Origin of the sequence: Acetivibrio saccincola, assembly GCF_002844395.1 — a bacterium.
GTDB classification, from domain to species: Bacteria; Bacillota; Clostridia; order Acetivibrionales; family Acetivibrionaceae; genus Herbivorax; species Herbivorax saccincola.
In genome coordinates, this window is record NZ_CP025197.1 from 2992647 (window position 1) to 3008006 (window position 15360).

Genomic DNA, 15360 nt, shown 5'->3' on the forward strand with positions numbered 1-15360 from the left:
CAGCTGTTTGTATTGATGATTTTGCTATTAAAAAGCGTAGAAGCTATGGAACAATTATGGTAGACATTTTTACGCATCAAATACTTGATATGATTGACTCAAGGGATTATGAGACTGTTTGTGAGTGGTTAAAATCATATCCAAATCTTCGTATAATATCAAGAGATGGGTCTGTCACCTATAATAATGCAATTACAGGTGCACACCCGGAAGCTTTACAAATAAGTGACCGTTTTCATTTGCTAAAGAATTTGACTTCCTATGTAACAGAGTATCTAAAAAAGAGATTAAAACCGCAAGTTTCAATACAATCTGTCAGTCAGGAAATTAAAGAGGTAGAAACAATAAAACAGGCGAATGAGAACAGAAAACTCACATTGAAAGAAAAATATGAAAAGATAAAACAACTTTCATTAGAAGGAAGATGTAAGACAGAAATTTGCCGAAGCTTAAATATGGATATACGAGCTTATGATAAATTAATAGCAATGACCCCTGAAGAAAGGGAAAAGTTGTTCCAGACAAAAAATATGATCATACATGAAGAAAAAGTAAAGCAAAAAATGGAACGTATAAATGAGGTGCGGGAGTTAAAGAGAATAGGTTTGAGTAATATAGAGATATCCAGACGTACCGGACTTGATAGAAAAACAGTTAGAAGATATCTTGATGAAAACTTTAATCCGGTTCATGCTTCCTATGGCAAAAAGAGAAATGGGAAACTGACACCATATATAAAAACGATTGACGAATACCTTGAGAGAGGAATGATGGGTTCATATATTGTGGAAAAGATACATGAAATGGGATATGATGGTTCGTCATCAACTGTGCGGCATTATATGACAGACTGGAAGAAACGGAGAAAAAAATATTACGATAGAAGTAGAGAAGATGGGACAAAAACAGAAATAATAAAAAGAGAAAATATATTTAAGCTATTGTACCACCCAATAGAAAAAGTAAAAATAATCAGTGAGAAACAATTTGAAATGATATGCAAAGAATATCCGTTTTTTGAAAAAATATATAAAATAACATGGGAATTTAAGGATATGCTAACTAATAAAAATATTGAAGCCTTCGATAAATGGATAGAGCGGGCTAAAAATCTAAACATACCGGAAATAAACAGTTTTATAAATGGAGTTGAACGAGATATGGAGGCTGTAAGGAATGCGATAAAATATGAATATAGTAATGGGCTTGTAGAAGGGTGTATTAATAAACTAAAGGTAATAAAACGAATTATGTATGGCCGTTGTAGTTTTGAAACATTAAAAACCAAAATTCTCCAGCTTGAAAAAATGAGGTTATTCAACTAACTATGGAAAGAACCAGAAATTTCCTCACTTTTGCAAAAATTTTTCCCCAGGCACCGGTGGGGAAATTTTATGTCAACCCCAGCAACTTTGGCAGCAAAATCTCATATGTTTAGTGCTGATTCCCGTAGCCTGTTGCTTTGACCGGGAAACAGCAGCAGGTGGCAGTGGTGGAGTAGCCGGTCGATGATAGCTCCAGTCATCTGCTCGTCATAGAACACATTTACCCATCTTGAAAACTCTATATTGGTATTGATAATTACCGATTTACGCTCATAACACTCTGATATTACTTCAAACAAAAGCTGCGCACCTACACGGTCAAGAGGGACATAACCCCACTCATCACAGATCAATAGATCGGCCTTATTAAGTGTTTTTAGAAAAGCAGATAAACTCCCGGCTTTCTTTTGCTCCGCCAACTTGTTCACAAGGGCTGATGTCCTGAAAAACCTAACCTCTAAACCCTTCTTACACGCTTCCACTCCTAAGGCTATGGAAAGATGCGTCTTCCCGGTTCCAACGTTGCCATACATGACAATGTTGGTCTTGTTTGCGATAAATTCACATTCTTTAAGGTATTCCGGAGTAACACCGCTGGGAAGAGTTACTTCATCAAACCTAAAGCTTTCAAAGGTCTTTATGGTATAAAAACCAGCCTTTTTTAGCAACTTATCCCTCCTTGCTTTTTCACGGTGTGTTATCTCCGCTTGAAGAAGTTTAAGCAGATACTCCTGATGGCTGTCTGCCTGGATCTTCACCGACATTTCCACGATGTTTTTGCTTAAACGAAGCCTCTTACAGCAAGAAGCAATATCATACTCTAACATCCCTTTACACCTGCCTTCCCAAGACATTTGTCATAGGCTATAAAGTTAGGCTCGTACCTTTTTAGATTTGGTATATGTTCAGGCAGACGCACTGGTTCAAGCTGCAGTGCTTTTTCATGCAGCCGGCTGTGTAGATTTATTAAACTATCTACATCAGTAACTCCATAGGATAGTGCAGCACGAATGGTCTCAACCGCTTTTTCAAAGCTGCTCCTTTGTGTCAGGTCGGCAATTGTTCTTAACACTTTCCCTTTTTCTTGCTTGCTTAAATCCTCCATATACTCTTTTATGGGCTGCGGCAACATATGATAAACACCTGTGTATTTCAACGCGCCCGGCCTTCGTGCCAACAGATTAAGATACGGCAACCACTGCATGCTTTGTTGCTTATAGTTACCGTAGAGCCTTTCATGACGCACTATCTCCCGATAGCTTTCATCAAGCACTGTTACATGAAAGGCAGTCAGCCTGACCAGTACATATTTGTTTGCGAATTTAGGCGCTGAGGAATATTCGTGCAGGCCTTTGTTGAGCAAAAATTTGCCATATCCGTTTGTCTTCACTGTTATGTATTTGCTTGTATCAAAAGCTGTTTTGGGCAGTTCCAGAAGGGCTGTTTTATCGTCTCTGTATAGCTCTTCGATCGTCCCGTTCTTTCGGTAATGCGTCCTTTTGGCATCTTCTTCACACCTTCTCAGGAGTTCTTCATTGAATTCACTGATGTCTTCAAAACGTGGTACCGGTACCAGCATGTTTCTCCTATGATAGCCAACCTTGTTCTCCACATTGCCTTTTTCATGTCCGGCATCTACATTACAGAAGGCCGCTTCGAAACGGTAATGTTCCATGAAACGCATGAAGTCATCTGTCAGATTCCTGCCTCCGCCTTTTATTACCTTAGCTACTATGGTGCTGGCATTATCAAACCATATCCTTGGCGGCACTCCTCCTATGTGCTCAAATATTGCCTTCAAACCCTCGAACAGGCATTCTTGGTTCTCTCCTTTGAATAGCTGAGTATATCCCTTGTTGCTGTGTGGAAATGATAAAGTCAGACTTTTCCCTCTGTAGTGCCTGCCATTTTCATAAAAGTCAGCATCGCCAAAGTCTGCCTGAGCCTCACCAGGTGTATGCTTTAATGGCAGAAATCCTTCTTTTGCGCTGAATATCTCTTTTTTCTTTACAGCTACATATCCCGCTACAGTCCTGTAGGAACAGTTGAAGCCTTCTCCGTACTTTTCCACCAGCCGGTCGTATATTCGTTTTGCTGTGTGTCTTTGCTTGCGCCTGGCCTTTTTATCCTCGTTTAGCCATGTGTCAATGTCATCCTTGTATGGATTAAGTTTCGGAAAGGCTGTTTCCTTCTTCACTTTCGGTGGCTTCTGGTTCCAGTCCACTTTGTCAAGATATGCTCTCACCGTTTTGCGATCATGGCCGGTTTCTCTGGCTATCTGGCTGATATTTTTCCCTTCCTCAAAATACATTTTTCTGATATCCTTGATTTGGGTCATTGATAGCATCCTCCAATCCTCCTTGTAACTGATTTGGTCGATCAATCACAAGGATATTATGTTGGTGTGGTGCCTTCAATGGCCTTTTGCAATTATGAGGAAATCATCGTTGCAAAACTGGGGAAATTTTTTTGCAACTTCGTCCGTTTTTATTATGCAATAAATATTTGAATCGCGAGATACGTAGACGGACTAATGTTGTAGGCATTTTTCCTAGCATGGACTCGTACATCAGGCTGGTTACCACGTACTTAATAGAATATGCTGAAGACTGGTCATCAGGCCGCTGCTATATAAAGCCAGAAACTATCCAGTTAACACAAGAGGACCGAATGGCTGCCTGATTTTGGGGCGCTGCCCCAAGCCCCATCCTCGCCGGAAGGCAGGTGGTTTGTATCTAATCACTCAAAAAGGGTGATTTTGAGTTCTGCGGGACTCAAGGGACAAGATGAATTCGCCTCGTTCGCCCTTGATTCACAATCACAATTAGTCACTTACCATTACGGATTTTTTTTAGATGGTTTTTGCGAACATTACTTGACACTAACCCTCCCTCCCCCTTAAACCACATACTTTAACACCTAAGTTGTATAAGATTAGATATAAAAAAGACAGCTTATTTATGTTATCCAAGCTGTCCATGTTAATATTGACCTATCATCCAAAAACATAAATTCAATGTTTTTCTTTTTTATCTAATTATTCAACTTTTCTGTAATAAATTCTTCCAATACTACTGAGCCATTTATACCCTAATATCCCAATAACAGCCCCAGCACTATCAATCATTACATCCTTAACCTGTCCACCTCTTCCAGTGACAAATAACTGATGCACCTCATCACTAATAGCATATAGTATGCATATTAGTATCGCTAAGCCAATACCTTTAAATCCATATATATCACTACTGCTTAACCCATTTATCATTAGAATCCCAAGAACTAAATAGGCGAAAAAATGTGCACTCTTTCGTATTATATGATTGAATCTTCCCATGTTAAACTTAATATCAGGAGCAACTTTTTCTACCATTACCACTATTTTTTCAGTTATTCCTGTACTCAATCTATTAGATTCAATAGCTGGTTGATGTGATAGATAAAATATCAAAGCCATCCAAAGTACCACTAATACCCAAGAAAGTATTTTTCTTTTCATATATTTAATAACCACCAATCAATTTACCAACCATACCATTTTTTACTGGCTTATTTACTGCTATTCTAACTATCCTATTGACTTTTAACAAATTTTAATATCCCTGAGGATTTAACTTCTGCCATCTCCATGCATCCCTACACATATCTTCTAGGTTTTTTTCTACTTTCCAGCCTAACTCATTATAAGCTTTAGTAGGATCAGCATAACATATAGCAATATCACCAGGTCTTCTATTTGTTATTTTATAAGGTATCTTAATACCTGTAGCCTTTTCAAAGCTCTTAACTACGTCGAGAACACTATAACCAATACCTGTTCCTAAGTTATATGTATCTATACCTGTAGTATCTAAGATCTTATTAAGAGCCTTTAAATGCCCTTTAGCTAAATCTACTACATGAATATAGTCTCTTACTCCAGTTCCATCATGAGTATCATAATCATTACCAAAGATATTAAGTTTGTCCATTTTACCAATAGCAACTTGAGTAATATAGGGCATTAAATTATTAGGTATACCATTTGGGTCCTCGCCTATTTTCCCACTTTCATGAGCACCGATAGGATTAAAATACCTTAGTATAGATACACTCCATTCTTTATCAGAAATATATATATCTCTTAAAATCTGTTCTATCATTAGTTTAGTCCAGCCATAGGGATTAGTTGCACTAAGAGGTAAATCTTCCGTTAATGGAGATTTATTATTCATTCCATATACAGTAGCTGAAGAACTAAATACTATCTTTTTTACATTGTGTTTTTTCATTACTTCACAAAGTATAAGAGTTCCGGTAATATTGTTATGATAATAGCTAATAGGAAGTTCAACTGACTCTCCTACAGCCTTAAGACCAGCAAAATGAATTACAGCTTCTATTTCATTTTCATTAAATACTTCTTCAAGTTTTTCTTTATTTAATATGTCGACATTATAGAATTTCAATGACTTTCCCGTTATTTCTTGTATACGTTTTAGAGATTCAGGTTTACTATTAGAAAGGTTGTCCACTACAACAACATCATAACCTGTATTTAACAACTCTACACAGGTATGACTTCCAATATAACCTGCACCTCCTGTAATTAATATAGACATATGCATAAATCCCCCATTTTAAATTGGTTTATTAACTCAATTTTCACTTAAGAAATTACACTAACTACTCCATGACTTAATAACATTATTATAATACCAGCTATTGCATTACCCATAAGTATTGCAGGAAAAGCCCATTTAAATCTCATATCCATCAATGCTGCAATTAAGCTTCCGCTCCATACTCCTGTTCCTGGAAGAGGTATAGCTACTATAAGTATAAGTCCCCATACACCATATTTCTGTATCTTTCCACTATTATTATTCATAGATCTATCAGTTAATTTATTTACTAATTTTTTAAAAGTTCTTGTAGCCTTTAAATAATTAAAAATAGGCCTAATGGTAAATAAAATAAAAGGTACAGGTATCATACTACCTATAAAAGCTATAATAGTAGCATGAATAGGAGATAATCCTAAAGATATGCCTACTGGGATTGCTCCTCTAAGCTCTATGATAGGTAATGCTGCTGTTAGCATTACTGTAAACTCTATTGATAAAAAATTTAGTAGTTGTTGTAATAGTGTTTCCATTTGCTTCCCCTTTTTGCATTTGAATTTCTTATTAAGATTAATTTTTCCTTAAAATAGATTTAACTAAATTAAGAGTCCCTGTTTTCTTTAATATAAAAATACCTATTGTAATGATCTTTCTCTTAACTCTAATTGATAATTTATCAGCACAATATTTTTTTACTAACTTATCAAAATCCAACTCATCTAATTCTTCAAAGAAATTCTCCCTATTTGGATTAAGCTTTACAGATTTAATAGCTGCTGAGTTAAAAGATACAGCTTGATGAATATCTACTAATTTATATATCATTTTATCTTTAACCTTTTCTATCATGGCTTGTCCTTTTGGGCTATTTACAAATATTAAAGATGTACCCTTGTCATCATCCATTTCTGGTAATATCCTTTGAATACCCCAGAAATCTGCCATTGTAATATCACTTTCTCTATTCAATGTCTTAAATTCGCAAGCATAGCATGAAGGCCTTAGGCATACATCTTTTAAAAATGCTCTCATGTAAAAATCGTTTCTAAGATTGTCACGATACTCTGTATTGTTCTCAAATAAGAATGATACAGAGTATCTCTTCCAGCCTTCATCCTTAAGTCTGAAAGAGATTCTCTGGACCTTAGAACCAGATTTTCTTTCTCTGAAATCAACATATTTTCTCCATACTTTAGGGGATGGCACTCCATGACAAATGTTGTCCATACAAAAAAGATTATTATAGTCTTTTCCTATATATGATTTTAACCCTGCTATTTGGCAAGGCGTACCTGTAAATAGTACCTCTCTTCCTTGGTCTAAAAAATCTTTTGCTTGTTTAAAAGTATCTCCTATCTTACTTTGAACATATTTTGATCCTCTAAACCGATCTAGTTCGCCGTAGGATTCTACATAACTATGTGCTACATTGAAATCTTCATCAAATCCTACACCAAAAACAACACCGCCTCTATTAATAATTTCTTCTGCTACTAGGGTAAAAATACCACCAGAAGAACTATTAATTCTTATATTTTCATCTTTATTATAGCATGCATATGCCATTGGTTCATTTTCAACAATAGTTTTATTTAAAATTGGACAAACCCTTATACACTGTTCACACTTTATACATTCATTAGAATCAACTTTTGGATACCAAAAACCCTCATAGTCGTTTTCCATTTCTATGCAATTTTTTGGACAAATATTAAAACAAGCATAACAGCCCGTACAATCTATTTTTTGTTTTATTTCTAGGTCAATCATATTACTCATCCTTTTTATATAAAATTTTATTTGATAGACAAAGCTAACTTTTTAATTATTTTAATTAGCGGTTTACGTATCAGGTTTTTTTCATAATTGTTCATACCTAAAAACCATATAGAAAGTATATATACCACTACATAAATTAAACCATATGTTAAGAATTTAAGAACATTATATAAATCTATAAATATATACATCAATATACCAACAAAAATTGGTGGGAAAAGTGCCTTGATTAATTTAAATATTTCTCTCCAAAAGTATTTCATGTTTAACCCAACTCTATTATGATAATACAAATTCATTATCAATATATTTCCTACAATTAAAGATATAGCAGTACCAGTTGCTGCTCCTATGCCACCATAAACTTTAGCCAAAGGAACACTTAAAATAAGGTTACCAACAGCTACAAAAAAGTATAACCACGATCTAAATTGATGCATGTTTTTTGCCCTTTGTATTTCAATGCCTAAATTTTGAATTAATGCAATTGTAACTGGAACAATTAATAGCAGTGTTATTGGATATGCTTCACTATAATTAGTTCCAGCCCACATATTTATAAATGGTTGTCCAAAAAAAATAAAACCAGTACATATTAGAGCTAATAAAATAAATTGAATACGCCCTACTTTAGTAAACAGAATTGTTAATTCTCGATTGTCGTTATTAGCAGCTACCATTCGATTAACTCTTGGTATAAAAACACTAGAGATGGCACTTGATAAAGATGTATAGTAGTTATTTAACTGGGCTGCTAATCCATATATAGCTACAGAAACCGTTCCTCTATATCTTCCTAATATAAATTTATCTAAGTTCCAATTAATTTGATCTACAATCATATTTATAAAAATATATGATGAAAAAATAGTCATTTCTTTCATTAAACCAAAGTTAAATTCACTAAATGAAAATTTTATCTTTAATTTTTTTAAACAAAAAATTATGTTAACTATTTCAACTGTAATGGTTAATATTGTTGTAACTACTACCATCCCAATAGATTTATATCCCATTAATAATACTGGTAACATTATAAATGGACTCAAAACTGTCTTTATCATCTGGACTATTTTCTGAAATACATATTGTTCATTAGCTGTAATATATGAGTTGAATACACTTGCTGGAAAGGAAGTTGATAAATTAAATACCATTATGGCCATTAATATTTTTGCTTTAGATAATTCATTTGCTGTAAGCTTGTCACCAAAAATAAGCTCTGTATTCAATACAAGAACCATTCCTGCTAACATTGCAACTAAACCGATAATTGTAAAAACTGTCAAAAACATTCCATTTAACTTTGCTATATTCTCTTCGTCATTTTCAACTCTGTACCTAGAGTAATATCTCATATATGCGCTTCCAAATCCAAAGTTAAGTAGACCTAAATAACTTACAACTGAAGAAACTAAATTATATAGTCCATATTCACTTTGTCCTAGTAGTCTTAACATTATTGGGGTATATAATATTGAAATAATATACCCCAATCCCATAGATACATAAGATAAAAGAGCTCCAGCTTTTAATTGATTAATTTTCATATTTAATCCCCATCTTTTACATTTAGTGCTTCTTTTAAGAAATCATAAGATTTTTTTCTCTCTGCCTCTAAAATAGCTGGCACATGTGAAAAATCTATATTGAATACATCTTCATTTGATTTAATATTTTCAGCTTTTCTGGATTCCAATTTAAACTTCTTTAGTAAAGTTTCTATTCTTGAAAACATAGATAAAGTAGAACCCATTCTTTCATAAACAATAAAAGGTTTTTCAAATAATATAGAAAAAACTGCCCCATGGAATGAATCAGTACAAAATACACTACATGAATTTATATAATCTATAAATTCACTAGGGCCTGTCCTATAAGTTTCCTTATCTCTTATATCAGCTAAATTTATAACCTCTAAATTGTTTACTTTAGCTATTTTCTTAATCTGCTTTTTATATTTAGGCGGTATTCCTCCTAAAAAATATGTCAATAGATAATTACCCTTAGGTTTATTTTGGGCTTCCTTAGCTATAGATAACCATTTTTCTTTTGTAAGAAGTAATGTAGGGTCTACTAAAACAGGTGCATCCCTTCCTGTTAATTCTTTAATTATTCTAGCTCCATCATCTTCCCTAACTGATAGCCATGGAATTTCAGAAATCCATTCTTTATATTTTTCTTTGTATTCAGGTTTTATTTCAGAAACCCCAAAACTTGGCGCATAGGCAATTCTTTTATGTTTTTCTGCAAATGTTAGAAAAAAAATTGAAGAACCTAAAGTATTCACAGGATTCCATACTTGATCACTTCCAGTAACAAAATAATCATATCTATCCGATAAATTTTTAGGGATATTATTTTCTGAAATAAAGTAGTTAGTTTCATTAATATAGTTTAATGTAAATTCTTTAAAATTTTCAGTTCTTTTAACTATACTTTTCTTTCTTATCTTTCTCCAAGTCTTGTTATAAGCTTTTATATATATTTCTTTATAAGAATTAGTTCCTAAATTATGAATTCTTTTGATAAACTTTGTCTTTTTTGGTGTTCTACGATTAATAATTGTTTCCACTACAAATCCTAAAAATTTTAAACTCTCTTGTAATGCATAATTTTGCAATCTATTACCATAATTATAATACCCATTTAATGTCATTATTCCAATTTTTCTCATCATCTTCACATCCCTATCTTTTAATATAATTTAATATAACTTTAATATATGATTAATCTTATTATAAATAAAATTTGAAAAGTAAAACTAGGTTACATATCCTTCATAGACTTCTTATATATTAAATTTTACATCAATATGGTAATTTATTGCCAAAAAAATTGGTATGGAACAATACCGTATCCATCATTATATAAAAACCAAAAACTAAGTATCACAATGCCTATAATCAATAAGTATGCACATAATAAGGCCAGTTTACTATCCTTTATTGAATATATAACTTCTGGAACCAATAAAATCGAAAAAATATAATAGTAATTAGCCATTCTCATAGCATTTGTAGCAACAGTAGCAAAGAGCATGATAGAAATTCCTGTTGCAACTAACATATATAATTCATTACTTCTATAATTTCTTTCTATGGTTCCCTTATTAAACAATAGACATATAATATAAATAAATAAACTTAATAAAAACCATGTAAATGACCGTGATTCAACAATATTGTAGGAATCAAAGATATATTTAGTTACCAACTCCATAATACTTCTTCTGAAAACAAATATTAACAAGCTCCCTAATAAAAATGCTGACATACTTTTTTTATTTAATTTAATTTTCGAAATCGCATATGCTGGAATAAAAAATATAGCCGACTTATGAAATAAAGCTGCTAAAATAACTGTTACTAAAAACTTAAATAGTTTTTGTTCCCTAATATAATCATAACTAATAAAAACTATCGAAAATGCTATAGCTTGCCTTAACCCTGAAAAAACAAAAGCATAAAAATTAAAGGAAATATATAATGCAAAGCTTATAAATGGCATTTTAGAATATTTATATATAAATCTCCCTATAGGGAAAATAGAAATCCCTGCAATAATAGCTAGAAATACCTGCTCATTATTTGTAATGTAACTTATAAACTTCACTAATAATTTATAACCTATTTCATGTCTAAGTAATAAAATATCGTTAAAAGTAGAATAACTGATATAATGAAATTGTCTTATATAACCATTTATGTCTACACCCACAGTATTTTTTCTCAATGCCAAAATAATAAATAGTTGTAAAGTTACAATAGATATTAACAACTTTTTTATTGTTTTATTATTTCTCCTTCTATTACTTAGCAATTTATAAAACAGTGAATATACACCTATCATTAGCATATTAATAATATAAATACTCATATTAACTCCTTCTATTTGTTTAAAATTCTGTTTCTTATCCACTCTTCATATTTTTTTGCTTGCATTTGAATAGAGTAGTTATGAAATTTGGTATTTTCTATTAACACCTTTCTTTTATAAGATTTGGAGCTTATTATTTTTTCTATCCAAATATTAATACTAGAATCAAGAGGTAAATACTCTATTAGTTCAGTCAAATTTGTTGCTCTAGGAACATTATCGGATGCTAAAACCTTTAGGCCACATGATTGAGCTTCTATTGCTACCATCCCTAATCCTTCATTCTTAGAAGGTAACAATAATATATCAGCTGCATTCATCAACTCAGAAACATCTTTTCTAACCCCTAAAAATTTAACATAATTGTTCAATCCTTTTCCTTGAACAATGTTTTTTAATTTTTCTTCATTATTCCCTGAACCAACTAATAATAAAACTGCATTCGGTTCTATAGATAATAACTCTTTTAATATTTCTATTGAAAATTCTTGATTTTTTTCATTTGATAATCTACCAATATGAAGCATTATAAACTTATTATTTAGACCTAGCTCTTCCCTATAATTATTTCTTATCTTAGGATTATAAGAAAACTTATTCAAGTCAATCGCATTGTACATAATTAAGTTATATTCATTTTCTTCCCATGTATTTCCGAATAACCACTTACCCGCATTTCTCTCACATGCAAATTTATAATTTGAAAAATTATTGTTTAAGAATCTAAGAGGAAATTCTTTAAAAGTTTGTAGTAAGCTATTATTCTTCTTATAGCTATGTGAATGGGATATTCTAATTGGTATATTATGTATTTTAGCTAGCAGTAAAGACAAACCTGATGAAAGATTCTGATGGACATGCACAATATCATAGTCTTTCATTAACATTACATGATTAATTTCTTTTAGATTCTTTAGTAAAGATTTTTTCTTAGGAGTAACATGTATAATTGTAGAACCCATTTCTCCGAACAATTCTTCATACTCTCCCTTTTTATTTCCATGTACAATAAAGTCAAAACAGATATCTTTATTGTTCATGTTTGTGTAGTAATTATATAGCATCGTCTGTACTCCACCACCATATTCAAGTGATGAAACAATATGTAAAATCTTTATCATATATACCCCTCTACTTCCAGATCGTTTAAATAGTTTGTACTTTAATAATATCGATAAATGTTCTTATTCTTTTTTGTTATCTTCCACAAACTTTCTAAACTTTTCAAAAAAATCTTTTCTATTTTTTTCTATTCTTTCTCTATCATATTTTTTAGATTCTTCAAAATTTCTTTTTGCTTGTGTTTCCATGCTTTTTTTATTAATTGATTCCAGAATATCGCTTATATTATCTACATTTTTGCTTATATTCCTAACTATGTATTTATCATCCAATAATTCTGGGATTCCACCAGCATCTGACCCAATTGCTAGGACACCCCTGCTCATTGCTTCTATCAATGCTCTTGGTAAACCTTCTGTTAAACTAGGTTGTATATATATATCAATATTATCTAACCAATTAATAACTTTCCCATGTGGCATAGCCCCTAAAAATTCAATCTGATCAATCACGCCATATTTCTTAGCGATAGATTTTAAGTAAGATTGATCTCCTCCACCTACAAGTTGATATTTAAAATTAGTAATTCCTCTCTTTTTTAGTTTACCTAATACATGAATTACATATTGTTGACCTTTATAACGCACATCTACCGCAGCAGTAGTCCCAATAATTATATTATCATTTTTACCTCTATTTCTAATTTTATTTAACCTATTTATAAGAATTTTATCATCAAATTCTTGTAAAGCTACATTAGAGCAACTTATACTTTCCCCATGCGTTGGGTACCTCTTTTGTAGAAATTGATTAGTAACATAAATAACATGAGAAGCATATAATACAGAGTGTTTTGTTCTAGAATACATAAAAGGAGCAACTATTTTTCCCATTACACTATGATTCCACAAAGCATCCCATGCACAACCTACTACTTCCACTAAATATGGTTTACCCATTTTTTCAGCTTCTTTACATGCTATTCCCCCTATGAAACTTGGTAGTCTTATTATTGTACAATCACACTGCTCTAATATTTCTCTAACTTGATTGGATATTTTTTTCCTATTAAATATCATGTCTACACTTTTTCTATATTCACTTATGGGTTTAAATTTTACCCTAGGTCCACTAGATAATTTCATATTTTTTGTCATAGAGTCATCAATAGGATCATCTATTCTCATTCTAGTAGAAACTACGATCGAATCAAAAACTGCCAAATACCTTTCCCAAATGTTGTATCCAAATCCTACTGAATAAACTTGTCCATCTTTTCCATATACTAATGGAGCATCATGAAAAAAAGCTACCTTCATTATTCTACCTCCATTTAAAGTTCTATATCACTATAGCTTTACCTTATTAACAATCAACTTATATTTCCCACTCATTTCTCTAGGTATATCGTCTACAACTTCAAAATCAACTTTCATATCATTACCAAATTTATGCTTTATCTCGTCTGTCAATATCTTCTTATCTCTATTGGTAAAATCTCCATCAACTACAATTTTAACTAACATATGAGTTAATGAATCTTGTATTAATTGTGCTTTTGTAATTGTGTTAGGCATATATTTAAATATGTTTGATACATTTACAAGACTTATTTTCCCACCTTTTGTAGAATACAAGAAATCAATTGCTCTTCCTTCTATAGACTTAACTAAAGGTGTATTGAATCCACAACCACAAACTTTACTAGGATCTTCAAATACCATACTATCTCCAATCCTGTACCTAATTAATGGTGTACCATATGTTGTAAAACTTGTTACTAAAACCTCATTTGAATCATCCATACTCTCTATTACACCTGTAGTAATATCATAATGATAATTTCCACATTCACATTCCCATACAAATGGAGCCCCTTCTGATGAAGCATATTGATCTCTAACTTTTGCACCAAAAGCTTTTTCAATCACTTCTCTATATTCTGTTGTAACAGTTTCAGATGTCGGAAAAATCGCTAAAGGTTTAAACTCAAATATTATATTATTTCTTATCATATATGATGCAATATCATACATAGATGATGGAAAACCATCTATCGCAACCGGCTTAAGCTTATTTAAGCTTTCTATATAATAAGGTATATTTTCTTCAGTGATATGAAATGATGAGTAAACCATCTGTTTGATTGCTGCATTATATCTCCAAAAAACTTTCTTTTTTTGTGTTGGTGGTACAATATGTTTTCCCATAAAAGTTGCCTTTTTCATTTCCATATTTCTAAATCCGTGCTTCATTTTAAAATAATCTAGTGTAGCCATTCTTTTTTGACTATCTTCAGGTCGGTTATAAACAGTAAGGGATTTACCAGTTGTACCTCCTGTATTACCTACAGATGCTCCTGATTTTGGTATAGTTATTACATCATCAATATTCTGCCTTATCATTTCTTTTGTTACCATAGGTAATTTCTTTAGATCATCAATAGACTTAAATGAATTAATATCTATGCCTTCATATAGTTCTCTATAAAATTTACTTTTTTCCACTGTATTATTCAATAGTTTCATTAGCTCATTAAACTGTAGAGTTTCTAACTCTTCTCTAGAATATTTATGTATTTTATCTAGATATTTCAAATAATCATAATATGTCTTCCCATAGCGATTTCTCTTTACTTTATATCCATATATTGTAGCCATAAAATTTTGAAAAAAAATTGGTGATCTATCATATATATTTTGATATTTCAT

At 31.8% G+C, this 15360-nt stretch carries 13 protein-coding genes and 1 pseudogene; 2 read left to right on the top strand and 12 right to left on the bottom strand.

Translation table 11 applies throughout. From position 1 onward, the window contains the following. Positions 1-26 precede the first annotated feature (26 nt). Positions 27-1325, top strand: a complete 1299-nt coding sequence (locus HVS_RS13355) for a transposase (RefSeq protein ID WP_235827746.1) — start codon at positions 27-29, stop codon at positions 1323-1325. Between the two features lie 101 nt (positions 1326-1426). On the opposite strand, the gene istB is transcribed toward HVS_RS13355, so the two are convergent. Together istB and istA are read right to left on the bottom strand one after the other, a co-directional pair. Then, complete coding sequence (istB, locus tag HVS_RS13360) at positions 1427-2152, bottom strand: IS21-like element helper ATPase IstB (protein WP_101303131.1); 726 nt, start codon at positions 2150-2152, stop codon at positions 1427-1429. Beyond that, positions 2146-3663, bottom strand: a complete 1518-nt coding sequence (gene istA / locus HVS_RS13365; RefSeq protein ID WP_101304298.1) for an IS21 family transposase — start codon at positions 3661-3663, stop codon at positions 2146-2148. Before istA ends, istB begins: the two co-directional genes overlap by 7 nt. A 167-nt stretch (positions 3664-3830) precedes the next feature. On the opposite strand from istA, the pseudogene HVS_RS13370 reads away from it, so the two are divergent. Continuing rightward, positions 3831-4007, top strand: a pseudogene (locus HVS_RS13370) (transposase); the annotation flags it as partial. A 355-nt stretch (positions 4008-4362) separates the two neighbouring features. Here HVS_RS13370 and HVS_RS13375 read toward each other — a convergent pair. From HVS_RS13375 to HVS_RS13420, 10 genes are all read right to left on the bottom strand, one after another. Next, entirely contained in the window at positions 4363-4824 is a 462-nt protein-coding gene (locus HVS_RS13375; RefSeq protein ID WP_101303133.1) for a VanZ family protein, read from the bottom strand. A gap of 94 nt (positions 4825-4918) precedes the next feature. Continuing rightward, on the bottom strand, positions 4919-5926 hold the full coding sequence (galE, locus tag HVS_RS13380) for a UDP-glucose 4-epimerase GalE (RefSeq protein WP_101303135.1): 1008 nt from the start codon (positions 5924-5926) through the stop codon (positions 4919-4921). Between the two features lie 47 nt (positions 5927-5973). Continuing rightward, a complete protein-coding gene (locus tag HVS_RS13385) occupies positions 5974-6462 on the bottom strand; it encodes a COG2426 family protein (protein ID WP_101303137.1) in 489 nt (162 codons plus the stop codon). 37 nt (positions 6463-6499) lie between these two features. Beyond that, positions 6500-7699 (bottom strand): Coenzyme F420 hydrogenase/dehydrogenase, beta subunit C-terminal domain, encoded by a 1200-nt coding sequence (locus HVS_RS13390; protein WP_101303139.1) that lies wholly within the window; start codon positions 7697-7699, stop codon positions 6500-6502. A gap of 26 nt (positions 7700-7725) precedes the next feature. Beyond that, on the bottom strand, positions 7726-9258 hold the full coding sequence (locus HVS_RS13395) for an oligosaccharide flippase family protein (protein WP_101303141.1): 1533 nt from the start codon (positions 9256-9258) through the stop codon (positions 7726-7728). A gap of 2 nt (positions 9259-9260) precedes the next feature. Continuing rightward, complete coding sequence (locus HVS_RS13400) at positions 9261-10385, bottom strand: polysaccharide pyruvyl transferase family protein (protein WP_101303143.1); 1125 nt, start codon at positions 10383-10385, stop codon at positions 9261-9263. Positions 10386-10531: 146 nt separating this feature from the next. Beyond that, complete coding sequence (locus tag HVS_RS13405; RefSeq protein ID WP_101303145.1) at positions 10532-11587, bottom strand: EpsG family protein; 1056 nt, start codon at positions 11585-11587, stop codon at positions 10532-10534. Between the two features lie 11 nt (positions 11588-11598). After that, the gene (locus tag HVS_RS13410; protein ID WP_101303147.1) at positions 11599-12708 is read right to left on the bottom strand and encodes a glycosyltransferase; all 1110 of its coding nucleotides are present in this window, start codon (positions 12706-12708) and stop codon (positions 11599-11601) included. Positions 12709-12771: 63 nt separating this feature from the next. Then, complete coding sequence (locus HVS_RS13415) at positions 12772-13968, bottom strand: glycosyltransferase family 4 protein (RefSeq protein ID WP_101303150.1); 1197 nt, start codon at positions 13966-13968, stop codon at positions 12772-12774. A 30-nt stretch (positions 13969-13998) separates the two neighbouring features. Continuing rightward, positions 13999-15360, bottom strand: a complete 1362-nt coding sequence (locus HVS_RS13420) for a phenylacetate--CoA ligase family protein (protein ID WP_101303152.1) — start codon at positions 15358-15360, stop codon at positions 13999-14001.